At 75.0% G+C, this 22,589-nt stretch carries 23 protein-coding genes and 1 other RNA gene; 11 read left to right on the top strand and 13 right to left on the bottom strand.

Features of this window, described 5'->3' with window-relative positions:
* Positions 1-41: 41 nt before the first annotated feature.
* Entirely contained in the window at positions 42-791 is a 750-nt protein-coding gene (locus BOQ63_RS30660) for a class I SAM-dependent methyltransferase (protein ID WP_030282337.1), read from the top strand.
* Entirely contained in the window at positions 788-1,849 is a 1,062-nt protein-coding gene (locus tag BOQ63_RS30665) for a prenyltransferase/squalene oxidase repeat-containing protein (RefSeq protein WP_072655285.1), read from the top strand. Before BOQ63_RS30660 ends, BOQ63_RS30665 begins: the two co-directional genes overlap by 4 nt.
* A gap of 83 nt (positions 1,850-1,932) precedes the next feature.
* Here the strand turns inward: BOQ63_RS30665 and BOQ63_RS30670 are convergent, their stop codons facing one another.
* The 4 genes from BOQ63_RS30670 to BOQ63_RS30685 form a co-directional block, all read right to left on the bottom strand.
* Positions 1,933-2,841: a hypothetical protein gene (locus BOQ63_RS30670; RefSeq protein ID WP_030282342.1), complete on the bottom strand. Its 909-nt coding sequence runs from the start codon at positions 2,839-2,841 to the stop codon at positions 1,933-1,935.
* Between the two features lie 209 nt (positions 2,842-3,050).
* Positions 3,051-4,049 (bottom strand): N-acetylmuramoyl-L-alanine amidase, encoded by a 999-nt coding sequence (locus tag BOQ63_RS30675; RefSeq protein ID WP_030282344.1) that lies wholly within the window; start codon positions 4,047-4,049, stop codon positions 3,051-3,053.
* A gap of 7 nt (positions 4,050-4,056) precedes the next feature.
* Entirely contained in the window at positions 4,057-5,328 is a 1,272-nt protein-coding gene (locus tag BOQ63_RS30680) for a hypothetical protein (protein WP_150476182.1), read from the bottom strand.
* A 225-nt stretch (positions 5,329-5,553) separates the two neighbouring features.
* Positions 5,554-6,207, bottom strand: a complete 654-nt coding sequence (locus BOQ63_RS30685) for a class I SAM-dependent methyltransferase (RefSeq protein ID WP_030282348.1) — start codon at positions 6,205-6,207, stop codon at positions 5,554-5,556.
* Between the two features lie 172 nt (positions 6,208-6,379).
* Between BOQ63_RS30685 and BOQ63_RS30690 the strand changes: the two genes are divergently transcribed.
* Entirely contained in the window at positions 6,380-7,462 is a 1,083-nt protein-coding gene (locus BOQ63_RS30690; protein WP_030549916.1) for a Zn-dependent alcohol dehydrogenase, read from the top strand.
* Between the two features lie 105 nt (positions 7,463-7,567).
* Here the strand turns inward: BOQ63_RS30690 and BOQ63_RS30695 are convergent, their stop codons facing one another.
* The gene (locus BOQ63_RS30695; protein ID WP_157846531.1) at positions 7,568-7,741 is read right to left on the bottom strand and encodes a hypothetical protein; all 174 of its coding nucleotides are present in this window, start codon (positions 7,739-7,741) and stop codon (positions 7,568-7,570) included.
* 204 nt (positions 7,742-7,945) lie between these two features.
* Positions 7,946-9,937 carry an alpha/beta hydrolase family protein gene (locus BOQ63_RS30700; protein ID WP_050366812.1) on the bottom strand — a complete coding sequence of 664 codons (1,992 nt, stop codon included), beginning with the start codon at positions 9,935-9,937 and terminating at the stop codon, positions 7,946-7,948.
* Between the two features lie 436 nt (positions 9,938-10,373).
* Here BOQ63_RS30700 and BOQ63_RS30705 point away from each other — a divergent pair, with 436 nt between their 5' ends.
* From BOQ63_RS30705 to BOQ63_RS30715, 3 genes are read left to right on the top strand one after another with little or no spacing between them, the layout of a single operon-like run.
* A complete protein-coding gene (locus BOQ63_RS30705; protein ID WP_030282356.1) occupies positions 10,374-11,210 on the top strand; it encodes a Nif3-like dinuclear metal center hexameric protein in 837 nt (278 codons plus the stop codon).
* A gap of 23 nt (positions 11,211-11,233) precedes the next feature.
* Positions 11,234-11,977: a zinc ribbon domain-containing protein gene (locus tag BOQ63_RS30710; RefSeq protein WP_030282358.1), complete on the top strand. Its 744-nt coding sequence runs from the start codon at positions 11,234-11,236 to the stop codon at positions 11,975-11,977.
* A 4-nt stretch (positions 11,978-11,981) separates the two neighbouring features.
* Positions 11,982-13,133: a bifunctional RNase H/acid phosphatase gene (locus BOQ63_RS30715; protein ID WP_072655291.1), complete on the top strand. Its 1,152-nt coding sequence runs from the start codon at positions 11,982-11,984 to the stop codon at positions 13,131-13,133.
* 30 nt (positions 13,134-13,163) lie between these two features.
* Here the strand turns inward: BOQ63_RS30715 and yaaA are convergent, their stop codons facing one another.
* Both yaaA and BOQ63_RS30725 read right to left on the bottom strand, forming a co-directional pair.
* Complete coding sequence (gene yaaA, locus BOQ63_RS30720; RefSeq protein ID WP_030282362.1) at positions 13,164-13,949, bottom strand: peroxide stress protein YaaA; 786 nt, start codon at positions 13,947-13,949, stop codon at positions 13,164-13,166.
* 10 nt (positions 13,950-13,959) lie between these two features.
* Positions 13,960-14,412 (bottom strand): DUF3995 domain-containing protein, encoded by a 453-nt coding sequence (locus BOQ63_RS30725; protein ID WP_150476183.1) that lies wholly within the window; start codon positions 14,410-14,412, stop codon positions 13,960-13,962.
* Between the two features lie 259 nt (positions 14,413-14,671).
* Between BOQ63_RS30725 and BOQ63_RS30730 the strand changes: the two genes are divergently transcribed.
* The 3 genes from BOQ63_RS30730 to rnpB all read left to right on the top strand — a co-directional run bounded on the left by BOQ63_RS30730 (position 14,672) and on the right by rnpB (position 18,226).
* Positions 14,672-16,150, top strand: a complete 1,479-nt coding sequence (locus tag BOQ63_RS30730) for an RNB domain-containing ribonuclease (protein ID WP_150476184.1) — start codon at positions 14,672-14,674, stop codon at positions 16,148-16,150.
* Between the two features lie 150 nt (positions 16,151-16,300).
* Positions 16,301-17,815: an MFS transporter gene (locus BOQ63_RS30735; protein WP_191093602.1), complete on the top strand. Its 1,515-nt coding sequence runs from the start codon at positions 16,301-16,303 to the stop codon at positions 17,813-17,815.
* A gap of 13 nt (positions 17,816-17,828) precedes the next feature.
* Positions 17,829-18,226, top strand: an RNA gene (gene rnpB, locus BOQ63_RS30740) — RNase P RNA component class A.
* A 109-nt stretch (positions 18,227-18,335) separates the two neighbouring features.
* Here rnpB and BOQ63_RS30745 read toward each other — a convergent pair.
* Together BOQ63_RS30745 and BOQ63_RS30750 are read right to left on the bottom strand one after the other, a co-directional pair.
* Positions 18,336-18,593 (bottom strand): metallothionein, encoded by a 258-nt coding sequence (locus BOQ63_RS30745; RefSeq protein WP_030282521.1) that lies wholly within the window; start codon positions 18,591-18,593, stop codon positions 18,336-18,338.
* A 137-nt stretch (positions 18,594-18,730) separates the two neighbouring features.
* On the bottom strand, positions 18,731-19,129 hold the full coding sequence (locus BOQ63_RS30750) for an ACT domain-containing protein (protein WP_030282523.1): 399 nt from the start codon (positions 19,127-19,129) through the stop codon (positions 18,731-18,733).
* Between the two features lie 174 nt (positions 19,130-19,303).
* Here BOQ63_RS30750 and BOQ63_RS30755 point away from each other — a divergent pair, with 174 nt between their 5' ends.
* Positions 19,304-19,969 carry a PadR family transcriptional regulator gene (locus BOQ63_RS30755; RefSeq protein ID WP_030282525.1) on the top strand — a complete coding sequence of 222 codons (666 nt, stop codon included), beginning with the start codon at positions 19,304-19,306 and terminating at the stop codon, positions 19,967-19,969.
* A gap of 56 nt (positions 19,970-20,025) precedes the next feature.
* Here BOQ63_RS30755 and BOQ63_RS30760 read toward each other — a convergent pair whose 3' ends face one another.
* Together BOQ63_RS30760 and BOQ63_RS30765 are read right to left on the bottom strand one after the other, a co-directional pair.
* Complete coding sequence (locus BOQ63_RS30760) at positions 20,026-20,235, bottom strand: hypothetical protein (RefSeq protein WP_030282527.1); 210 nt, start codon at positions 20,233-20,235, stop codon at positions 20,026-20,028.
* Between the two features lie 63 nt (positions 20,236-20,298).
* On the bottom strand, positions 20,299-20,517 hold the full coding sequence (locus BOQ63_RS30765) for a DUF8847 domain-containing protein (RefSeq protein ID WP_033348211.1): 219 nt from the start codon (positions 20,515-20,517) through the stop codon (positions 20,299-20,301).
* A gap of 429 nt (positions 20,518-20,946) precedes the next feature.
* Here BOQ63_RS30765 and BOQ63_RS30770 point away from each other — a divergent pair, with 429 nt between their 5' ends.
* Positions 20,947-21,645 carry a bifunctional DNA primase/polymerase gene (locus BOQ63_RS30770; protein ID WP_030282531.1) on the top strand — a complete coding sequence of 233 codons (699 nt, stop codon included), beginning with the start codon at positions 20,947-20,949 and terminating at the stop codon, positions 21,643-21,645.
* Positions 21,646-21,733: 88 nt separating this feature from the next.
* Here BOQ63_RS30770 and map read toward each other — a convergent pair whose 3' ends face one another.
* The gene (map, locus tag BOQ63_RS30775) at positions 21,734-22,579 is read right to left on the bottom strand and encodes a type I methionyl aminopeptidase (protein ID WP_030282535.1); all 846 of its coding nucleotides are present in this window, start codon (positions 22,577-22,579) and stop codon (positions 21,734-21,736) included.
* Positions 22,580-22,589 lie beyond the last annotated feature (10 nt).

The raw sequence follows: 22,589 nt of genomic DNA on the forward strand, positions 1-22,589 counted from the left end.
CGTCAGGAACGCTTGGTTGCAATAGGAATGGGAGCCCTGCAGTGCTGACCGTCGATTTCTCGCGCTTCCCGCTCGCCCCCGGCGACCGGGTGCTCGACCTGGGCTGCGGCGGGGGCCGGCACGCGTTCGAGTGCTACCGCCGCGGCGCCAACGTGATCGCCCTCGACCAGAACGCCGAGGAGATCGCCGAGGTCAAGAAGTGGTTCGCCGCGATGGAGCTGGCCGGCGAGGCCCCCGAGGGCGCGTCGGCGGTCGCGATGGAGGGCAACGCGCTGGCGCTGCCGTTCGAGGACGACTACTTCGACAAGATCATCATCTCCGAGGTGATGGAGCACATACCCGATGACAAGGGCGTGCTCAACGAGATGTTCCGGGTCCTCAAGCCGGGCGGCCTGCTCGCCGTCACCGTGCCGCGCTGGCTGCCGGAGAAGATCTGCTGGGCGCTGTCCGACGAGTACCACGAGGTCGAGGGCGGCCACATCCGGATCTACCGGGGCGACGAGCTGCTCGGCAAGCTCAAGGACGCCGGTCTGGAGCCGTACGGCACCCACCACGCCCACGCGCTGCACTCGCCGTACTGGTGGATCAAGTGCGCCGTCGGCGTGGACAACGACAAGGCGCTGCCGGTCAAGGCCTACCACCAGCTGCTGGTCTGGGACATCGTCGGCACCCCGGTGATCAGCTCCCTCACCAGGGCCGCAGAGAAGGCACTCAACCCGGTCATCGGCAAGAGCTTCGTCGCCTACGCGTCCAAGCCGAACCGCTCGGAGCCCCGGCGGGCGGGCGCATGACCGCCGCCGTCCCCGAGGTGCTGCTGCTCGACGGGGTGCTGGACGCCGTGCAGGCGGCCGACACCGTCCGCAGCATCCTGGCCGAGCAGCGCCCCGACGGCGCCATCCCGTGGTTCACCGGCCACCACCTCGACCCCTGGGACCACACCGAGGCCGCGATGGCCCTCGACACCGCCGGCGAGCACGCCGCCGCCGAGGCCGCCTACCGCTGGCTCGCCGCGCAGCAGAACCCGGACGGCTCCTGGTACGCCGCGTACACCGACGGCGTGGTCACCGACCGGGCCAAGGAGAGCAACTTCTGCGCGTACATCGCGGTCGGCGTCTGGCACCACCACCTCAGCGCCGGCGACGACGCCTTCCTGGAGTGGATCTGGCCGGTGGTCCGGCGGGCGCTGGACTTCATCGTCCGGCTGCGGCTGCCCGGCGGCCCGATCGCCTGGCGGGTCGACGAGGACGGCACCGCCACCGAGGAGGCGCTGCTCACCGGCTCGTCCAGCGTCCTGCACGCGCTGCGCTGCGGCCTGGCCATCGCCGACTACCTGGAGGAGCCGCAGCCCGACTGGGAGCTCGCGGCCGGCCGGCTGCGGCACGCCATCTCCCACCACCCCGAGCGGTTCCTCGACAAGGGCCGCTACTCGATGGACTGGTACTACCCGGTGCTCGGCACCGGCCTGCGCGGCGAGGCGGCGCTGGCCCGGATCGAGCGGGACTGGGAGCGCTTCGTCGTCCCCGGTCTCGGCGTGCGCTGCGTCAGCGACCGCCCGTGGGTGACCGGCGGCGAGAGCGCCGAACTGGCCCTGGCGCTCTGGGCGATCGGCGAGTCCGACCGCGCGGTGGACATCCTGCGCTGGATCCAGCGGCACCTGCGCCACGAGGACGGCTCGTACTGGACCGGGTACGTCTTCGAGGACGACGCGATCTGGCCCGAGGAGCGCACCACCTGGACGGCCGGGGCGCTGCTGCTCGCGGTGGCCGCGCTCGGCGGGGACCCGGCGACCGTCGCGGTCTTCGGCGGGGACCAGCTGCCCGCCGGTCTGGTGGTCCAGGACTGCTGCTGAGGCGGCTCCACGACGGCGAAGGGGTGGGACCGGTGATCCGGTCCCACCCCTTCCGCGTGCCGTGAGGCAGGCCGCGGCCGGCGTCAGCCGCGCTGGATGCCCGTGGTGTCGGCCAGCACGCCCTGGTTGCCGTCCGGCAGCTGGGCGACCAGGGCCGCGCCGCGCTGCTCGACGGCCAGGTACCAGGTGCCCGGCACGACCTCGCCGACCGGGGCACCGGCCGGGTTGTCCTTCGGGGCCAGCGGGCGTGGCGCCGGGACGGCGAACCAGAACGGCTGGAAGTCCGCCACCGGGGCGGCCGGAGTCGGCTGCGGGGCCGGAGCGCCCGCGTCCTGCGGCTGCACCGGCTGGCCGGGCTGCGGCTGGCCGGCGGCCGGGTAGCCGTAGCCGCCGGCGACCGGCTGGGCGCCGAAGGCCGGGTCGTGGCCCTGGACCGGGTAGCCGTACTGGCCGGGCTGGCCCGAGACACCCGGGTGACCGGGCTGACCGGGCTGACCGGGCGTCGGGTAGCCGCCCTGGTAGGGGACGGCCGGGCGGTCGGAGACCAGCGGGGCCTTCAGCGCGGGCACCAGCGGAGCGGCCGCGGCCGCACCGGCCAGCACGATCAGCGAGATGAGACCGAGCCAGGCGCCGAAGCCGTGGCCGAAGCTGGTGGCCGACGGGCCGCCGCCCAGTGACCAGATCGAGGTCCACAGCGCCGCGACGGCGAACGCGATGCCCCACTGGTCCAGCCGCAGGCCGAGCACCTGGCGGTTGGCGGCGGCGGGGCCCTGGAAGCGCTGCACCAGGATCAGGACGGCGGCGGCGATGCCCAGCAGGAAGACCGAGGGCAGGATGGGGAACAGCTCGGTGCTCCACGCGTTCTGCGAGGTGTCCCCGCAGTACCGGCTGCTGCAGTCCACGGTCCAGTAAGGCAGGAAGGAGGCGATGAACAGCAGGACGGCCGCGCCTGCGACGGCGGCGTCTCCCCTGGTGAGAGCGCGCAGATTCACTTACGTTCCCCTCGTTGACGTGTCGTGGACGGTGCTTCGCGCGGTCGGGCCGACCGGCCGAAACTCCCGAACGGACCAGAAGCCTAGGCCCAACCGTCCTGCCGGTGCACGGCGGGACCGGGAACGGGTCGAAGTCGTTGCAAACCGTGCGGACGCGCCGACGCGGCGTCCGCCGGGCACACTCGTCCCAACTCCCTTGCCGGGCCCGCTCAGTGCGTGGTCAGGAAGGCGGTCAGCGCGTCGGCGATCCCCTGGGCGGCCTGTTGCCGCCACTGAGGGTCCGTCATCCGTCGGGCGTCCGCGGAGTTGCGCATGTTACCGCACTCGATGAACACCTTGGGAACGGCGGAGAGGTTGAGGCCGCCCAGGTCGGAGCGGGTGTCCAGGCCGTCGTGGGCGATGTAGTCGGCGTACGGCTCGCCGGTCGCGGCGTGGAAGCCGTCGCGCAGCAGCAGGCCGAGGCGGTGCGAGGGTTCGACGATCGCGGAGTTGTCAGCCTTACCGGCGACGACCTTGGCGGGCAGGATGACGTGGAAGCCGCTGCCGCTCGCCGGGCCGCCGTCGCCGTGCACCGAGAGCGCGACGTCGGCGTGCGCGTCGGCGCCCGCGCGGGCACGCTCGTCCACGCACGGGCCCCAGGGGCGGTCGCCGTCCTGGGTGAACACCACCTTGGCGCCGCGGGCGGTGAGCAGGGCGCGGGCCCGGCGGGTGACGTCCAGGGTGTAGTCGGCCTCGGTGTAGCCGGCGTCGGTCTCGGTGCCGGTGGTGTCGCACTCCTTGTGGCCGTTGCCGACGTCCACCTGGCGGTTGATCTCGGTGGGGTGCGCGAAGTTGCCGGGGTTGTGGCCGGGGTCGAGCACGATGGTGCGGCCGGTGAGGTCGGCGGCCGCGCTGGGGGCCGGTGTGTCGCCGGGAGCCGCGGCCGTCCCGGTGGGCGTGCCGGTCGGGGCGCCGCCGGTCGGCGTGCTGCCGCTCGGAGCGCTGCTGGTCGGCGGCGACTGCGGGGTGTCCGGCGCCTGGCTGCCGGACTGCACGGCGCCGGACTGGACGGCGCTGGGCGGCGCGGCCGTGGCGGCCGCCGGGTCGGAGTGGTCCAGGGCCCGCCAGCCGAACCAGCCCGCCGTGCAGAGCGGGACGACCGCGGCCACCACGGTGGTGGCGCGCAGCAGGGCGGAACGGCGGGGCGGTCGGGAGGTCGGGCCGGTCACGGGCGGTTCAGATCCTGTCCGAAGTGGGCGCGGTGAGGCCGTAGGCGTTTGCGATCGGCTTCCACTTGGTCAGGAAGTCGTTCTTCGCCTGGGTGGCCTGCGGGTTGAGTTCGTCCGCCTTCTTCTTGTCGGCCGTGGTCGGCGCGGTGCCGGAGCAGCCCTGGGCGGCCACCGCGCGGGCCCAGCTCGCGTACGCCTTGTCGATGTCGGAGGACAACTGCCAGGCGGACTTCAGCGAGTTCACCGCGTCCGCGCCGCCCGGCAGGTCGGTGACGCTCAGCCTGCCGAGCTTGGCCAGCAGGCCGTCGCGCTGCTTGGCGCCGCTGTCGAAGACCTGCGCCGCGCTGTCGATGTCGGCCTTCGAGGGGCAGCTGGTCACCTTGGCCACCGCGTTGCCGATCTGGGTCCGGGCGTTGCCGCCCTCGGTGAGCAGGGCGTCCAGCGACTGGGCCTCGGCCTGGGCCTTGGGGCCGGCGCCGGACGCGGTCGGGGAGGGCGTGTCGGAGGGCGCGGCCGTGGTGCCAGGCGCGGCGTCGGTACCGGTGGGTGCCGGGGCGGGCTGCGGGTTGCCGGAGCCGGTCGCGCCGGCGGCCGAAGGGGCGGGCGCGGCCCGGTCGTTCTCGCCGCCGCTCTTGGCCGCGTACAGCAGGCCGCCGCCGACCGCCACCACCAGCAGCAGCGCGAAGCCGATCAGCAGCGGCGCCCTGCGGTTGGCCGGGCGTTCCCGGTCGTCCTCGTCCTCGAGCGGCCGGTCGGTCGGATGATCCGGCTGGGTCGGGTAGGACTGGGCGCCGTACCCGGGCTGCTGGTGCGGGGCCTGTGCGTACGGGCCCTGCTGGTACGGGCCGACCGTGGGCGGCGGCGGGTAGACGTAGCCGGGGCCGGGCAGCGGCCCGCCCTGCGGGCCGCGGTCCTGCGGGGTCGCGGGGGAGGGGAACGGCGGGGCGCCGGGGGGCGGCGCGGTGACCCGGGGCAGCGCGGTGGTGGGGGCCCCGGGGCCCGGCTCCGGGGCAGCAGCCGTCGGGGCGGGGGCCGGCGCCGGGGCCGGTGCGGGTGCCGACATGTCCGGCGGCGGGCCGAAGCCGGGGGCGGTGGACAGGTACGGGCGGGCGCCCAGCGGCGGGCCCTGGTCGCCGACCGCGCCCGCGGTGGGGGCCTCCTGCGGTGCGGCGGGGGCGGACTCGGCGTCCGGGCGCTGCGGATTGCGGACCCAGCCGCCCGCGCCGCCGCGCGCGGTCGGGTCCCAGACCGCCGGAGCGGTGTTGTGCTGGTCCGTCATGTGCCGCTAGCCCCCACCGTCCGCCGATGCCGTGCCTGGTGCTGCCGCCCGTGCCGCAGCTGCCTGGTGCTGCGCGGACACCGTACCGTTCGAGCACCCGTCGGACAGCCCCGGCACGACGTTAGAGCATCGGGACGGGGCTGTGGGGTCGATCTCGTGTGGCGGTCGGGGCGGTCGGGGGCGGGTGCGGCGCTCAGGAGGTATCGGAAGGCAGGGGAGCGGCGGCTAGGCGGCGGTCCGGCGCAGGACGCGCAGCGAGCCGGTCACCGAGACCTCCTCGAAGCCCTCGGCCAGCGCCCGCAGGTACACCCGGTACGGGGCCTGGCCGCCGTCCGCCGGGTCCGGGAACACGTCGTGCACCACCAGCAGGCCCTCCGGCGCCAGGTGCGGCGCCCAGCCCTCGTAGTCGCCGGTGGCGTGCTCGTCGGTGTGCCCGCCGTCGATGAAGACCAGGGCCAGCGGCCGTCCCCACAGTGCGGCGATCTGCGGCGAGCGGCCGACCAGCGCGACCACGTGGTCCTCCAGCCCGGCGGCGTGCAGGGTGCGGCGGAACCGGGGCAGGGTGTCCATCCGCCCGACCTCCGGGTCCACCAGCGTCGGATCGTGGTACTCCCAGCCGGGCTGCTGCTCCTCCGAGCCGCGGTGGTGGTCCACGGTCAGCGCGACCGTCCCGGTCTCCCGGGCCGCGGCCGCCAGCAGGACCGCCGAGCGGCCGCAGTAGGTGCCGATCTCCAGCACCGGCAGGCCGGTCCGGCGGGCCGCCGCCACCGCCGCCGCGTACAGCGCGAGGCCCTCGTCCACCGGCATGAACCCGGTGGCCGCCTCGAACGCCGCCAGCACCTCCGGCGCCGGGCGGGCGCCCTCCAGCAGGTCGGACATGCGGTGCTCCTCGGGTTCGGGCGGCGGACGGACGTGCTCGGACCCTACTCGAAGGTAGGGAGGGCGGCCGTGGCGGGTGGCCGGGCCGGTTCTGGAACGCGTTCCAGTGGGATCGCGGCGGCCGTGCCAGAATCGGCAGACCCTTGACCCGAGGCACACCGGGAGCAGCCCCATGCGCGCAGCCGTCCTGCACGAGACCGGCCAGGACACCCTCGACGTCCGCGAGGACGTCACGGCGGTCGGCTTCGGACCGGGCACCGTACGGGTCCGGATGCGCGCCGCCGGCCTCTGCCACTCCGACCTCTCCGCGATGAGCGGCGTCCTGCCGCAGCCCGCGCCGTTCGTCCCCGGGCACGAGGGCGCCGGAGACGTCGTCGAGGTCGGCGAGGGCGTGACCGGCGTCGCCCCCGGGGACCGGGTGGTGCTCTGCTGGATGGCCCCCTGCGGCCGCTGCGCCCACTGCGAACGGGGCCGCGGGCACCTGTGCGTCGCCAGTCTGCGGCGCCTCGGCGCGCCCGGCTTCCGGCTGGCCGAGGGCGACACCGAGGCCTCCGGGTTCTACGGCACCGGCGCCTTCGCCGAGGAGGTGGTGGTCGCCGCCGACGCCGTCATCAAGGTGCCCGCCGACCTCCCCTACGAGGCCGCGGCCCTCATCGGCTGCGGGGTGACCACCGGTATCGGCGCCGCCGTCAACACCGCCCGGGTCGAGCCCGGCGCCACGGTCGCGGTGATCGGCGCGGGCGGCGTCGGCATGGCCACCGTCCAGGGCGCCCGGGTCTGCGGCGCGGCCCGGATCACCGTCGTCGACCCGGTGGCCTCGCGCCGCGAGCGGGCGCCGGGCTTCGGCGCCACCGAGGCGATCGCCCCCGAGGAGCTGAAGGCGGCGGCCAAGGGCCTGCCCGGCGGCGGCTTCGACTACGTCTTCGAGGCGGTCGGCCGGGCGGCGACCGTCCGGGCCGGCTACGACGCGGCCCGGCGCGGCGGCGCGGTCGTGGTGATCGGCGCGGGCGCGCAGGACGACCTCGCGCAGTTCACCATGGGGGAGCTGTTCTTCAACGAGAAGCGGCTGCTGCCCTCGCTGTACGGCGGGGCGCCGGTGGCCCGCACCATCGCCATGGTGGTGGACCTGTGGCGGGCCGGGCGGATCGACCTCGACGGGATGATCACCCACCGGGTCGGGCTGGCGGACGTGAACCGGGCGATCGAGCAGATGCGCAGCGGCGAGGCGCTGCGGACGGTGGTCACGCTCGGATAGCAGCGCTCCCCCGGGGCCGGGGAACGCGCGAGGGCCCGCCGGGATGTCCTCGGCGGGCCCTCGCGGGGTTCTGCGGTTCGCTCCCCCGGATCGGTCCTGGCCGGGTCAGCCCCGGGCGCCGGCCGCGCGGTGACGGCCGTGCGGGTCCGCCCCGGGGGTGTCGTCGGACGCGGAGCCACCGCGGTGGCGACCGTGCGACGCGGTGTCCTCGGCCGTCTTCTCGTCGGCGTCGGTCCCGGTCATCGCGGGTCCGGTGGTGTCGGTGAGGGTGTCGGACATGAGAAATCGTCTTCCGTGCGGAGGGTGCGGGTCATCGGCGCCCGTCCGGCGCCTGCGGCACACGGTCGGGTCCCCGATCGGGCGCTCGGTACGCGCCCACAGCCGGTGATCGCGGCCCGTGCCCCGGCCACCATAACGGCCGGGACTGACGAGATCCTATCGACCTCATGGGGCGAGTCCCGCCCCACCCGAGGGCCGCCGGGATCAGCCCGGCCGGCCGGTCCGCAGGAACGCGGCGAGCAGCTCGTGCAGCACGGCGGCGCCCTCCTCGGTGAGCACCTCGTGCCCCGAGCCGGCCGCCTCCACATACCGGAAGTCCGCGCCCTCGACCCGCCCGATCCGCAGCAACTCGTGCCGCAGCGAACGGGACTGGCTCACCGGCACCACCTCGTCCCGGTTGCCGTGCACCACCAGCAGCGGTGCGCTCAGCCGGTGCGCCAGCTGGAGCACGTCGCGCGGGCCGCGGGCGTCCAGGACCGGCTCGCCGCCGCCGAGCCGGGCGGTCAACGCCCGTACGGGCGGCGCCGCTTCGGCGAGCAGCCGGGCGCCGGACAGGAAGGGGGCGACCACCGCGCAGCGGGCGACCTGCTCGGCCGGGGCGTGGGCGGCCGCCAGCAGCGCCAGGAACGCGCCGTAGCTGACCCCGAACAGGGCGGGCGGTTCCAGGCCGAGCGCCGCGCGCTGGCCGGCGATGCCCTCCAGCAGGTACAGCACGTCGTCCAGGTCGGGCCCGCCCCAGGCGCCCCGGATGGCCAGTGCGTGCGGCACCCCGTAGCCGGTGGAGCCGCGCTGGTTGGGCGCGACCACCGCCAGGCCCTCGGCTGCCATCCGCTGCAGCGCCGGGTCGAACTCCAGCCGCCAGGCGTCCGCCGGCCCGCCGTGCAGGGCCAGCACCAGGTGCGGGCTGCTCAGCCAGGCGTCACCGCCGTACACCACTGCCTCCAACGGACCGGCCGGGCCCGCGAGTTCGAGGCTCTGTGCAGGCTGCCAGCGGCCGCCGTCGCCGGGCGGGGTGCTGCCGTCCAGGCGCCAACCGGCGGGCGGGGCGACGGCGCCGCGCGGCCCGCCGGGCTGCCAGGGCGGCACGGTGTCCCGCCACGGGCCGTGCGATCCCGCGCCCAGCGGGGCGAGTTGGAGCGGTAGGGGCATCGGGACGGTTCCGGCCGGGGCCGGTCCGTGGGCCAGCAGGGCGTCCACGTCCAGGGTGGCCAGCGCGGTCGGCTGGTCGGGGGAGGAGTACGGGATCCGCAGGCCGGCCCCGCCCCAGTGGCCGACCGTCCCCAGCCGCCCGGGCGGTACCGGCAGCGGGTCCAGCCGTCCGAGGGCGGGCCGCCACAGGGCGAGCGCCGAGCCGGCGCCGTGGTCGATCTGCACCGCCACCCGGGGGCCGTCCGCGCTCTGCCGCAGCGCGACCGGCCGCAGGGTGGTGCCCGAGACGTGCAGGCACTCCGGGAACCGCAGCGGCTCCCCGCCGCCCAGCACGCCCCAGCCGATCCGGTCGATGCCGGGCGCGTCGCTGCGCACCATGGCGAAGCCGCTGTCCGGGTCGAACAGCACCAGCCGGTCGTTGCTGTGCTCGCCGATCTCCAGCAGCGGGGTGGCGGTGCCGCTGCGCAGGTCCAGCACCACGCTGCGGACCAGCCCGCCGGCCACCCGGTCCAGCGCGAGCAGCGCTCCCGTGCGGTCCAGCCAGGTGCCGCCGCCGTGCAGGCCGGGGATCTCGGCGACCCGCACGGGCTCGCTGCCGTCCGCCCGGACCAGCCAGGCGGTGGTCGCCGGGCGGGTGTCCGTGCCGAGGGCGACCGCCACCGGGGTGCGCGGGCCGGCGCCGGGTGGCACCGGGAGCGGCAGCAGCCGCAGTCCGGGCATCCGCAGCGAGGCCACCGGCTGCTCCACGGTGCCGCCCTCCCCGTAGGAGAGGCGGACCAGGTCGTGCCGCTCGCCGTCGTGCCGGCAGACCAGCACCGAGCCGTCGGGCAGTGCGACCAGCTGCGAGCGCTGGTCCTCCGACCGGTTGCCGGGCAGTGGCAGTGCGGCCGGCGTGGCCGGTGAACCGTCCGGCGGGAGCTGCCAACCCTCCACGTACCAGCCGCTGTCGGCGGCCGCGGCCAGGCAGGCCGCGTGGCTGCCGTCGGCGGCGAAGGCGAAGCCCAGCCGGCGCAGTGCCCGGGTGGTGGTGCGGGTGGCCACGTTCACGCCCCGCTCACCCTCATGTGCCACCACATCCCTTTCGTCCGTTGCCGGGGCAACTCCCGTTCGCAGGACTGAAGTTAGTTTCGACAAAACCGGAGGCCCAGCGCAGAGCCGGTCGCTTCACTCGTAAGGGTGAGCCTGGGGTGGTTTCGAATTCGTGCGAGGGCCCCACTGTGCGCCCGCGCGCCGGGCGTGCGGGCGCACCCGGTCCGCGCGGGCCGGTGCGGACGCTCCTGCTGCGAGGTTGACGCCGGTCCGCAGCGGGTTGACGCGCATCCGTGCGCCCGCGGCACCGGCGTCCGAACGGTCACCGCGCCGGGGCCCGTACGGTCACCGCGCCGGGCCCGTACGGCGGCCGCGCGGGGTCCGGAGGCGCGCCGGGCCCGTCCCCCGATCGGCCGAGGCCCGACCGCCCCCGCGCGCACGGTAGTCTCGACAGGTGCCGAAACTGTCCGACGTCATCACCGCCCTCGAAGAGGTCTACCCCCCGCAGTGGGCGGAGTCCTGGGACGCCGTCGGCCTGGTCTGCGGGGACCCTCAGGCCGAGGTCGGCCGCGTGCTGTTCGCCGTCGACCCCGTCCAGGCCGTCGTCGACGAGGCCGTGGAGTGGGGCGCCGACCTGGTGGTCACCCACCACCCCCTCTATCTGCGCGGCACCACCAGCGTCGCCGCCACCACCTTCAAGGGCCGGGTGGTGCACACGCTGATCACCAACGGCATCGCGCTGCACGTCGCCCACACCAACGCCGACCACGCCGACCCCGGCGTCTCGGACGCGCTGGCCGAGGCGGTCGGCCTGCGGGTCACCGGCCCGCTGGTGCCGGACCCGACGGACCCGCTGGGCCGCCGCGGCACCGGCCGGATCGGCCTGCTGGAGCCCCCGCTGACGCTGTCCGCCTTCGCCGCCCGGGTCGCCGAGGGCCTGCCCGCGACGGCCGCGGGCGTGCGCGTCTCCGGCGACCCCGACCGGCTGATCAGCCGGGTGGCGGTGTGCGGCGGCTCCGGCGACAGCTTCTTCGCCGACGTACGGGCGGCCGGCGTGGACGCCTACGTGACCGCCGACCTGCGCCACCACCCGGCCTCCGAGGCCACCGAGGCCGCGCCGGTCGCACTGGTCGACGCCGCCCACTGGGCCACCGAGTGGCCCTGGCTCGGCCTGGCCGAGCGCGCCCTGCTGGCCGCCGCCGACCAGCGCGGCTGGGCCGTGGAGACCAAGGTCTCCCACCGGGTCACCGACCCGTGGACCGCGCACGCCCCCATGTCCTTCACCGCCTGACCCGATTCACAGGAGCTTTCCCCTTGAACGCCGCGCCCGCCGACCAGATCCGCCTGCTCGACCTCCAGGCCATCGACTCGAAGCTCGACCAGCTGGCCCACCGGCGCCGGGGCCTGCCCGAGCACGCCGAGATCGACAAGGCCACCGCCGACCACACCGCGCTCAAGGACCTCGTCATCGCCGCCGAGGCCCAGAAGGGCGACACCGCCCGCGAGCTGGCCAAGGCCGAGCAGGACGTCGAGCAGGTCCGCGCCCGCGCCGCCCGCAACCAGCAGCGCCTGGACTCCGGTGCGATCACCTCCCCGAAGGACCTGGAGAACCTCCAGCACGAGATCGGCTCGCTCGCCAAGCGCCAGGGCGACCTGGAGGACGTCGTGCTGGAGATCATGGAGCGCCAGGAGAGCGCCCGCACCCGGGTCGAGGAGCTGAGCGCCCGCCTGGAGCACTCCACCGTGGTCCTCAAGGAGGCCGAGGCCCGTCGCGACGCCGCCTTCGCCGAGATCGACGGCGAGGCCGACAAGGTCAGGCGCGACCGCGAGACCGTCGCCGCCGTCATCCCGGCCGACCTGCTGAAGCTGTACGCCAAGCTGCGCGAGACCCAGGGCGGCGTCGGCGCGGCCCGCCTCTACCAGCGCCGCTGCGAGGGCTGCCGCACCGAGTTCTCGATCACCGAGCTGAACGCCATCAAGGCCGAGCCGGCCGACAAGGTCGTCCGCTGCGAGAACTGCTCGCGGATCCTGGTCCGCACGGCCGACTCGGGCGTCTGACCCGGTGGCGGCGCGCTTCATCGTCGAGGCGGACGGCGGGTCCCGGGGCAACCCGGGGCCGGCCGGCTACGGCGCGGTGGTCCGGGACGGCGACACCGGGCAGCTCGTCGCGGAGGCCGCCGAGTTCATCGGCCACGCCACCAACAATGTGGCCGAGTACCGGGGTCTGATCGCCGGACTCAGGGCGGCCCGGGAGCTCGACCCGGACGCCTCGGTGGACGTCCGGATGGACTCCAAGCTGGTCGTCGAGCAGATGTCCGGGCGCTGGAAGATCAAGCACCCCGACATGCAGCCGCTCGCCGCCGAGGCGCGCACGCTCTTCCCGCGCGGCCGGGTCACGTACACCTGGATCCCGCGCGAGCGGAACAAAGACGCCGACCGGCTGGCCAACGAGGCGATGGACGCCGGCCGCGACGGGCGCCAGTGGGAGCCCCGCAAGCCCGCCGCGCCCGTCGACGCCGCCGCGGCCCTCACGGCCGAGCCGCTGGGGAAGAGTGTCTCCAAGGTCGGCTGGGCCGCCCCCGCCGACCTCGGCACCCCGACCACCTTCGTCCTGCTGCGCCACGGCGAGACCCCGCTGACCCCGGAGAAGCGCTTCTCCGGCAGCGGCGGCTCCGACCCGGAGCTGTCCGACAAGGGCCGCTGGCAGGCCGAGCGGGCCGCCGAGGCGCTGGCCGCGCGCGGCAGCATCCAGGCGGTCGTCGCCTCCCCGATGCGCCGCACCCGGCAGACCGCCGAGATCGTCGCCGCCCGGCTCGGCCTGGAGGTCCGGTACGAGGAGGGGCTGCGCGAGGTCGACTTCGGCGCCTGGGAGGGCCTGACCTTCGCCGAGGTGCGGGAACGCTACCCGGACGACCTGACGGCCTGGCTCGGCTCCGCCAAGGCCAGGCCGACCGGCAGCAGCGAGAGCTTCACCACCCTCACCCACCGGGTCGGCGTCGCCCGGGACAAGGTCCTCGCCCGGTACCCGGGCAGGACCGTGCTGGTGGTCTCGCACGTCAGCCCGATCAAGACGCTGGTCCGGCTCGCCCTCGGCGCCCCGCCGGACTCGATGTACCGGATGGAGCTGGCCGCCGCCTCGATCTGCGCCGTCCAGTACTACGCGGACGGCAACGCCTCGCTGCGGCTGCTCAACGACGCCTCGCACCTGCGCTGAACCCGCTCCGGCGGGGCCAGCGCACGGCGCTCAGTGCACCTCGGTGACCACCACGTCCAGCTGCCACGGCCGGCGCGCCGTGCCCTCCGCGGCCAGCTCGACGTGGTGGCCCAGTGCCAGCAGCGCGTCCATCAGCTCGTCGGGCGTCTTCGGCTCGGCCCCGGCGACCAGCAGGTCCCGGACGATCCGCCCCTTGGTCGCCTTGTTGAAGTGGCTGACCACCGTCCGCTTGCCGTCCCGCTCCTGCAGCACCCGGACGGTCGCGGTGCGGGAGGCCACCTCGCCGGCCGGCTTCCAGGCCGCCGCGTACGCCGAGCTGCGCAGGTCCAGCACCAGCCCGTCCGCCACCTCGGGGAGCACGGTGGCCGTCGCGCTCCGCCAGTACGCGCCGAGCGCCCCCAGCGGAGGGAGCTTCACGCCCATCGAGCAGCGGTAGGACGGGATCCGGTCGGAGATCCGCACCGCGCCCCACAGGCCGGAGAACACCAGCAGTGAGCGCTCGGCGCGGTCGTACGCGGCGGCGTCCAGGGTGGCCAGGCCCAGGTTGTCGAACAGCACCCCGGTGTACACCTCGGCGGCCGGGCGGGCCCCGGCGGCGGGCAGGCCCGCGTTCTTGGCGATCTCGCCGCGCAGCCCGGGGGTGAGGCCCAGCACCTCGGCGGCGGTGTCCTCGTCGCCCCGGCACAGCCCGACCAGCGCGTCCAGCACCGCGCCGCGCGCCGCCGTCAGCCCCGGCAGCGACAGCCGGTCGAGCGCGACCGGCTCGCCGTCCCCTGACGCGGCCTTGCCCTCCGAGGGCGGCAACAGCACCAGCACAGCGGACTCCTCAACAGTTCGTGGCGGACGGACCCCGCCACCCTACTGCGGCCGCCCCGACCCCCAGCGCCACGCAGAGGGGCGAGTAGTACCGCACGTTCAGCCGCCGGAACCGCTCCGTGCGCTCACCCACCCGCCCGAACACCACCGGCCCGGCCACCCCGCGCGCCAGCAGCACCCCGGCCGCCGCCCGCACCCCGGACCGCCGGAGCCCCGGCGACCCGACCGCCGGCAGCACCCCCGCCTCCGCCCCCACCAGGTACGAGGCCGCCCCCAGCGCCCCCGCGACCGCCAGGCACGCCCCCGCCGGCGGCACCCCGCGCCCCGTCCCCACCACGGCGTCAGCGAACTCCTCCGGCGTCCGCAACGGCCAGGGCGTCACCGCCCACACCGCGTGCAGCGCCCCGGTCACCGCCAACGCCGCCGACACCGCACCCCCGACGACCCGCACCGCACCAGCCATCGCCCGAACCCCCTCCGCAGCCGTTCACCCCACGCTACGAGCACTTACACCCGGAGCCGCCGGGCGGCGGCAATTCGATGGGCCGGCCGGACCGAGCCGTACACCGACCCGCGTCCGGACGAGGCCGTGGCCTTCGTGCTGCGGCTGGCCACCGGCGGCTACGACGACGCGGTCGCTCTCGCCGCCAAGGACCTCAAGTCCCTCCTGGGGCGCTGAGCCTCCGTCCGGAATCGCCTGATTCCACCCTATTCTGGCGTCCATGCCTCGCCGAAAACTGCGCGTCAAGGCCGCCGACTCCGCCCGGATCAACAGCGAGCTCACCGAACTCCGCACCAGCCTGGAGATCCACACCGAGTGGCCCGAAGCGGTGCTCGCCGAGGCGGAGGAGGCGGCGGAGCGCCCCCGGCTGCCGGAGTACGACGCCACCGACCTGCCGCTGTTCACCGTCGACCCGCCCGACTCCCGCGACCTCGACCAGGCCATGCACCTCAGCCACCGCCCCGGGGGCGGCTACCGGGTGCACTACGCGATCGCCGACGTCGCCGCCTTCGTCCGCCCCGGTGGCGCCATCGACGCCGAGGCCCGCCGCCGGGGCGAGACCCTCTACTTCCCCGACCACCGCGTCCCGCTGCACCCCACCCGGATCTCCGAGGACGCCGCCAGCCTGCTGCCCGGCGAGAGCCGTCCCGCCCTGCTCTGGCAGCTGGACCTGGACGCGGACGGCGCCGTCGTACTGGCGGACCTCCGCCGTGCCCTGGTGCGCTCCCACCGCCGCCTGGACTACGCCGACGTCCAGCGCGCCGTGGACCTCGGCGGCGCCGACGAGCAGCTCGCCCTGCTCGCCACCGTCGGCCGGCTGCGCGAGGAGCAGGAACGCGCCCGGGGCGGGGTCAGCCTGCCGGTGCCCGAGCAGGAGGTCGAGGAGACCCTGCACGGCTACGTCCTCGGCTACCGCGCGCCCGGCCCCGCCGACGGCTGGAACGCCCAGATCTCGCTGCTCACCGGCATGGCCGCGGCCGAGCTGATGCTGGACGCGGGCGTCGGCCTGCTGCGCACCCTGCCCGCCGCACCCGCCGCCGCGTACGAGCGGCTGCGCCGGATCGCCGCCGCGCTGGACGTCGACTGGCCGCAGGCCGTCCCGTACCCGGAGCTGATCCGCTCGCTGGACCCGGAGGTGCCGCTGAACGCCGCCTTCCTCAACGCCTGCACCGGACTGCTCCGCGGCGCCGGCTACCACGCCTTCGACGAGTCCCGCGGCCTGCCCGCCCCCGCCGAGCCGGGGCACGCCGCGCTGGCCGCCCCCTACGCGCACTGCACCGCGCCGCTGCGCCGGCTCGGCGACCGCTTCGCCCAGGAGGTGTGCGCGGCGGTGGCGGCGGGGGAGGAGGTGCCGGACTGGGCCCGCGAGGCGCTGCCGGCCGTGCCGGCGCTGATGGCGAGCGGGGACCGGCGGGCGGGCGAGGTCGAACGGGCCTGCGTGGACCTGGTGGAGGCGGAGCTGCTGGTCGGCCGGGAGGGCGAGGACTTCTCCGCGGTGGTCGTCGAGGTGGACGAGGGGCGCCCCGGTTCGGGCACCGTCCAGCTGCGCGAGCCCGCGGTCCGGGCACGCTGCGACGCCGCGAGCGCGGACGGCTCGCCCGGGGCGGCCCCCGCCCGGCTGCCGCTCGGCCGGGTGATCGACGTCCGGCTGACCAGGGCGGACCCGGCCACCCGGACGGTCCGCTTCGCCACCGTCTGAGGGGCCGTCCGAGGGGCCGTCCGCGGGGCCGTCCGCGGGCCGTCGGAAGGTCAGCTCTTCGACGGCCACCGCCCGAAAGGCCGCCGACCGGCCACCCGTCCGGGCCGCCGTTCCGCACCCCGGCCACCCCGGGAGTGGGAGGATCGGTCCGTGCCCGATCCTCAGCCCCCCGCCCCCGTACCCGCCGCCGCCGGCGTCCCCGACCCCGGGCGGCGCCGCCGACTGCTCGTCCTCGCGATCTGCTGCCTGAGCCTGTTCATCGTCGGCCTGGACAACACCGTGGTGAACATCGCGCTGCCGGTGATCCAGAAGGACCTGGACGCCCCGGCCTCCGGCCTGCAGTGGATCATCGACGCCTACACCCTGGTGCTGGCCTCGCTGCTGATGCTGTTCGGCTCGGTGGCCGACCGCTTCGGCCGCCGCCGGGTGTTCCAGATCGGGCTGACCTGCTTCGCGCTCGGCTCCCTGCTGTGCAGCCTGGCGCCGAGCCTGGAGTGGCTGGTGGCCTTCCGGGCGCTGCAGGCGGTGGGCGGCTCGATGCTCAACCCGGTGGCGATGTCGATCATCACCAACACCTTCACCGACCCGAGGGAGCGGGCCCGGGCGATCGGTGTCTGGGGCGGCGTGGTCGGCATCTCGATGGCGCTCGGCCCGCTGCTCGGCGGCTTCCTGGTGGACGGCGCCGGCTGGCCGTCGATCTTCCTGATCAACGTCCCGGTGGCCCTGTTCGCCATACTGCTGACCGTCCGTTACGTCCCCGAGTCGCGCGCGCCGCGGCCGCGCCGGCTCGATCCGGTGGGGCAGCTGCTCATGATCGTGCTGCTCGGCTGCGGCACCGCCGCGATCATCGAGGGCCCGGGCAACGGCTGGACCTCCCCGCTGATCCTCGCCCTCGCCGCGGCCGCCGTGGCCGCGCTGATCGCCTTCCCGCTCTGGGAGTGGCGGGTCGCCGAGCCGCTGGTGGATCCGCGGTTCTTCGCCAGCGCGCCGTTCACCGGGGCCACCGTCACCGCGGTCTGCGCCTTCGCCGGGCTCGGCGGCTTCCTCTTCCTCAACACCCTCTACCTCCAGGACGTCCGGCACTACGGCCCGGTCGAGGCGGGCCTGTGGACGCTGCCGATGGCCGGGTTGATGCTGGTCTGCGCGCCGCTGTCCGGACGGATCGTCGGCAGCCGGGGCCCGCGTCTGCCACTGGTGGTGGCCGGGCTCGGCATGGCCGCGAGCGGCCTGCTGCTCACCCGGCTGACCGCGGACTCCCCGGCCGCGCTGCTGCTGGTCGCGTACGCGCTGTTCGGCTTCGGCTTCGGCCTGGTCAACGCGCCGATCACCAACGCGGCCGTCTCCGGCATGCCGCGTTCCCAGGCGGGCGTGGCCGCCGCCGTCGCCTCGACCAGCCGCCAGGTCGGCCAGTCCCTGGGCGTCGCGGTGATCGGTACGGTCGTCACCTCGGCCGTGGCCGGCCCGATGGCCACCGGCTTCGCCCCGGCCAGCCACGCCGGCTGGTGGATCCTGGTCGGCCTCGGCGGTGCCGTCCTCGTCCTCGGCCTGCTGACCACCGGCGCCTGGGCCACCGGCACCGCCGCCCGGGTGGCCGCCCGCCTCGGAGCGGAGCCCCCGGTGGCCCGGTCCGGTGTTCGGGAGGCCCCGCCCGAGCGGCTACCATGACCACTACGGCGGAAGAGCCGGCCGGGCGGTCGCGACGGGTCCCTGACCCGCCGAGGAACGTCCGGGCTCCACAGAGCAGGGTGGTGGGTAACGCCCACCCGGGGTGACCCGCGGGACAGTGCCACAGAAAACAGACCGCCCACCGCTTCGGCGCGTGGGTAAGGGTGAAACGGTGGTGTAAGAGACCACCAGCGACCGGGGTGACCCGGCCGGCTAGGTAAACCCCACCTGGAGCAAGGTCAAGATCGGTGCCTCCGGGCGCCGTGCGCGAGTGTTCGAGGGCTGCTCGCCCGAGCTCGCGGGTAGACCGCACGAGGCTGTCGGCAACGGCAGCCCTAGATGGATGGCCGTCTCTCCGGGCCGCGCGAGCAACCCGGATGACAGAACCCGGCGTACAGGCCGACTCTTCCGCCCCCTGATCGTCCGAAGGCCCTCCGACCCGTTTCTGCGGGTCGGAGGGCCTTCGTGCGTCGAGGGGCCTTCGGGTGCCGATGTGCGTCGAGGGCGCCGACGGCCCGGTTCAGGCCGGGCGGGAGCCGACGGCGTCGCGGATCTGTTCGCCGAGGCCGCCGTTGACGCGGGCGCAGTTGGCGCAGCAGAAGAACATGCCGGCCACCTCGACGCCGTGGCCGACGATGCGGACGTGGCACTGTTCGCAGCGGGGGGCGAGCTTCTCCATCGCGCACTCGAAGCTGTCGAAGGTGTAGGTGTCGCCGGTGACCGTCTTGATCTCGAAGGCGAGCCAGTAGTCGTTGCCGCAGGTGACGCAGGTGGCCATGGCAGCCGTCTCCTTCCGGTGGGGGCCGCCGGTGGGTGGGCGGCTGACATTCCCAGTGTCGAAGCGGAGGTCGAGAGCGGCCACCCGGCGCGACCGTCGGACGGATCGGGGGGCGGGACCAGGCGGATCGGGCGGGGTCAGGCGGATCGGGCGGAGAGCTCCTCCAGGGCCCGGACGGCGCGTTCGGCGTCGTCGGCGGCGACGAACAGGTGGTCGTGGTGGAAGCCGGCCACCACGTTGCAGCTGATCCCCTCCTCGGCGAGCCGCCCGGCCACGGCCGCGGTCAGCCCGACGGCCTCCAGCGCGGAGTGGATCTGCAGGGTGATCCAGGCCGCCACGTACTCGTAGCGCAGTCCGAGGGCGTCCGCCTCCTCCTGGGTGACCACCATCGTCACCCCTTCGGGTTCGGCGACGGTCACCACCGGCCGCATCCCGGCGGGCACCTTCGCGGGGAGGGTGCAGTAGACGTACCGCCCCGGGTTGAGCTGCGGGCGCATCCCGCGCAGCAGGGTTGCAAGGTCTCGTTCACCGGCCATGCCCGTCACCGTATCCGCTCCGCTCCCCCCGTGGTCGCGCGCTGCGCCGGAGCCGTGTCGGGATCCGTTGGCGAGCGACAGTCACCGATATATCGTCGAACTATCGAGACAGTGACTCGACTGTTTCGGAGAACCGGATGGAACCTCAAGGAGGTGGGCGCGGTGCGCTCAGGAATGCGATTTCGAGGAGAGGGCCCGCGCGGGGGCGGACGACGCCGCGGACCGGGGCCCGAGTTCCGGGGGATGCCCGGGGAGGACTTCGGGGGGCGGACGGCCTTCGGCGGCTTCGGCCCGCCGTTCGGCGGCGGCGGCCCCGGCCGGCCGATGGGCGGCCCGTTCGGGCACGGCTTCGGCGGGCACGGCGCCCGGCGCGGCGGCCCGCACGGTCGGCGCGGCGGCCGGGCCCGGCGAGGTGACGTCCGGGCCTCGCTGCTGGCGCTGCTGAAGGAGCGGCCGATGCACGGCTACGAGATGATCGCCGAGATCACCGAGCGGACCAACGGGGCCTGGCGGCCCAGCCCGGGCTCGATCTACCCCAACCTCCAGCTGCTGGAGGAGGAGGGGCTGATCACCGCCGAGGAGGTCGGCGGCAAGCGGCTGGTCTCGCTCACCGAGGCGGGCCGGGCCGTGGCCGAGTCCGGGCCCGCGGAGCCGTGGGCCGAGGCCGGCCGGGAGGTCGACTGGGAGGCCGTCCAGGAGGTCGGCCAGGCGCTCGCCGCCGTCGACCAGGCGGTCCAGCAGGTGATGCGGACGGGCACCGAGGCACAGCGCGCCAAGGGCCTGGCGGTGCTGACCGAGGCCCGCAAGAAGCTGTACCTCATCCTCGCCGAGGATGACTGACCGGCCCGGGGGGACCGGTCCCGCCGATGAGCCGGCGGAGAGGGCGGTGCGGCTGCTCAGGGGCGGACCGCGAACAGGGCCGCGCAGGCGAGCAGCAGCACCGCCCAGGCGAACCAGAGCCAGCCGTCCGGGCCGATCGTCACGGAGTAGAGGGACACCACGAGCAGCAGCACCCCGGTAACCCCGGCGACCTGCCGGTTGTGGTGGGCGGCCGCCTGCGCGCGGCTCCTGCGGTGCCGCACCGGGTGCCGAACCGTCCTGGCCATGCCGACCTCCGGGGGAGGCGAAGGGGAACCGGGGAGGCGGAGGGGGAACGGGCGGGCGGACCGTCAGCCGGAGGCCGCCTCGTCGTACTCGTACCGCCAGAACCAGCTGAGCCCGCGCACCTGCTTGCTCCGGACGTACACCAGTGTGCGCGCGGGCGAGTCGTCGTGCGCGGGGACCGGGACCTTGTACTTCTTGGGCACGCCGAGCATCGGCCCCAGCGGGATCGGGAGGACCTTCCCGTCCAGGGGGCCGCCGACGAATTCGGTGTCCGCGCTCTTCACCCCTCAAGGGTCTCACCTCCACGCGGTGGCCACGCCGGGAGCACCCGGCGGGGGAGGCCCGGTGAGGGCGGGGTGCCCGGGGTGTGACCGGAGAGGCACCGCCCCCGGTCATCGGGAGGCCTCGCGCACCCTTATCCTTCCTGTTACGCCCTCGGGGTCCACCCCGGGTCAGCGGGCCCCGTACGGGCCGGGCGAGGCGCGAGTCTGCGTGCCCTCCGGCCGTCACCGGCGCGGACAGCGTGCTGCCGCGACATGCGTACCGAGACCCGGGCGTCGGCCGTCCGGTGACCCCGGGACGCGGCCGGCAGGGCGCGGACAGCAGGGCCGAGCACCGCCCCGGGAAGCAGCGGGGGGCGCTGTGCGTTGCGTCGGAGTGGTACGTCGAACGCTGTGTCGCACCAGGCACGGCAGTTGCGCGGAAGGGGCCCGATGGAAGCCGGCAGCAGGTGGACGACCTGGTGGCAGAAGCGTGACCGACAGCGGGCCCGGCCCGACGGCGCGGACCCGGCCGCCAGACTGGACCAGCTGCTCGGCGCCGTGCGCGCCGGATTCCCCCTCGCACCCGCCGCCCATCCGGCCGGCTACCGGTGCTCCTGCGACCGGGTGGCCTGCCCCGCCCCCGCCCAGCACCCGGTCTCCTTCGCCTGGCAGACCCAGGCCACCACCGACCCCGAACAGCTCTCCCGCTGGCTCTCCCGCGACCCCCAGGCCAACTTCGTCACCGCCACCGGGCGGGTGCACGACGTGCTGGACGTCCCGGCCGAGGCCGGGCGGCTGGCACTGGAGCGGCTGACCGCGCAGGGCGTCGAGGGGCCGGTCGCCGCCGTCGGCGAGGACCGCTACCTGTTCTTCACCGCCACCCGCGGCACCCCGCAGGACGAGGACGAGTGGTGGGACAGCGCGCTCGACTCGACCCCGGACACCATGTCCGAGCACCCCGGCCTGCGTTGGCACTGCCGGGGCTCGTACACCCTGCTCCCGCCGGCCGCGCTGCCGGACGGCTCCCAGGTGCGGTGGCTGCGCGGGCCCGACCTGCCGCTGCCGGACCCGCTGCGGGTGCTGGACGTGCTCACCGACGCCTGTACCGAGGTGGGCGCCGTCGCCGAGGAGCAGTGGCTGATCGGCTGACTGCGACTCGCCCGGTGCCGACGGTCGTCGCTCCCTCGCTCCTGCCTTTCGGCACCGGCGCCCCTTCGGCTCGGGGCGGCCGCAGAGGTCACGGCAGGGTGAGGATCTCCGCGCCGTCCGCCGTGACCACCAGGGTGTGCTCGAACTGGGCGGTGCGCTTGCGGTCCTTGGTGACGACCGTCCAGCCGTCCGGCCAGATCTCGTAGTCGTAGGTGCCCAGGGTGAGCATCGGCTCGATGGTGAAGGTCATGCCGGGCTTGATCACCTCGGTGGCCCGCTCGCTGTCGTAGTGCGGGACGATCAGGCCGGAGTGGAACGACGTGTTGATGCCGTGTCCGGTGAAGTCCCGCACGACGCCGTAGTCGAAGCGCTTGGCGTAGGACTCGATGACCCGTCCGATGACGTTGATCTGACGGCCCGGCTTGACCGCCTTGATCGCCCGGTTGAGGGACTCCCGGGTGCGCTCGACCAGCAGCCGGGACTCCTCGTCCACGTCGCCGACCAGGTAGGTGGCGTTGAGGTCGCCGTGCACGCCGTGGATGTACGCGGTCGCGTCGATGTTGACGATGTCGCCGTCCTGAAGCACCGTCGAGTCCGGGATGCCGTGGCAGATCACCTCGTTGATGGAGGTGCAGACGGACTTGGGGAAGCCGCGGTAGCCCAGGTCGGAGGGGTAGGCGCCGTGGTCGCACATGTACGCGTGGGCGACGGCGTCCAGCGCGTCCGTGGTGACGCCGGGGGCGATCAGCTTCGCCGCCTCCTCCATCGCCCGGGCGGCGATCCGGCCCGCGATCCGCATCTTCTCGATCGTCTCGGCGGTCTGCACCTCGGGCCCGGTGTACGGCGTCGGCGCGGGCTTGCCGACGTACTCGGGGCGCGCGATGTGCGCCGGGACCTTGCGGGTGGGGGACTGGATGCCGGGTACGAGAGCCATGGCGGCGAGT

Source organism: Streptomyces viridifaciens (assembly GCF_001888885.2).
GTDB lineage: Bacteria > Actinomycetota > Actinomycetes > Streptomycetales > Streptomycetaceae > Kitasatospora > Kitasatospora aureofaciens.

Excerpts from the sequence above, each read along its gene's own strand:
- BOQ63_RS30665 (WP_072655285.1), top strand. The coding sequence starts at position 788 with ATGACCGCCGCCGTCCCCGAGGTGCTGCTGCTCGACGGGGTGCTGGAC.
- BOQ63_RS30680 (WP_150476182.1), bottom strand. The coding sequence starts at position 5,328 with ATGACGGACCAGCACAACACCGCTCCGGCGGTCTGGGACCCGACCGCG.
- BOQ63_RS30685 (WP_030282348.1), bottom strand. The coding sequence starts at position 6,207 with ATGTCCGACCTGCTGGAGGGCGCCCGCCCGGCGCCGGAGGTGCTGGCG.
- BOQ63_RS30690 (WP_030549916.1), top strand. The coding sequence starts at position 6,380 with ATGCGCGCAGCCGTCCTGCACGAGACCGGCCAGGACACCCTCGACGTC.
- BOQ63_RS30695 (WP_157846531.1), bottom strand. The coding sequence starts at position 7,741 with ATGTCCGACACCCTCACCGACACCACCGGACCCGCGATGACCGGGACC.
- BOQ63_RS30725 (WP_150476183.1), bottom strand. The coding sequence starts at position 14,412 with ATGGCTGGTGCGGTGCGGGTCGTCGGGGGTGCGGTGTCGGCGGCGTTG.
- BOQ63_RS30730 (WP_150476184.1), top strand. The coding sequence starts at position 14,672 with ATGCCTCGCCGAAAACTGCGCGTCAAGGCCGCCGACTCCGCCCGGATC.
- BOQ63_RS30745 (WP_030282521.1), bottom strand. The coding sequence starts at position 18,593 with ATGGCCACCTGCGTCACCTGCGGCAACGACTACTGGCTCGCCTTCGAG.
- BOQ63_RS30750 (WP_030282523.1), bottom strand. The coding sequence starts at position 19,129 with ATGGCCGGTGAACGAGACCTTGCAACCCTGCTGCGCGGGATGCGCCCG.
- BOQ63_RS30755 (WP_030282525.1), top strand. The coding sequence starts at position 19,304 with ATGCGATTTCGAGGAGAGGGCCCGCGCGGGGGCGGACGACGCCGCGGA.
- BOQ63_RS30760 (WP_030282527.1), bottom strand. The coding sequence starts at position 20,235 with ATGGCCAGGACGGTTCGGCACCCGGTGCGGCACCGCAGGAGCCGCGCG.
- BOQ63_RS30770 (WP_030282531.1), top strand. The coding sequence starts at position 20,947 with ATGGAAGCCGGCAGCAGGTGGACGACCTGGTGGCAGAAGCGTGACCGA.
- map (WP_030282535.1), bottom strand. The coding sequence starts at position 22,579 with ATGGCTCTCGTACCCGGCATCCAGTCCCCCACCCGCAAGGTCCCGGCG.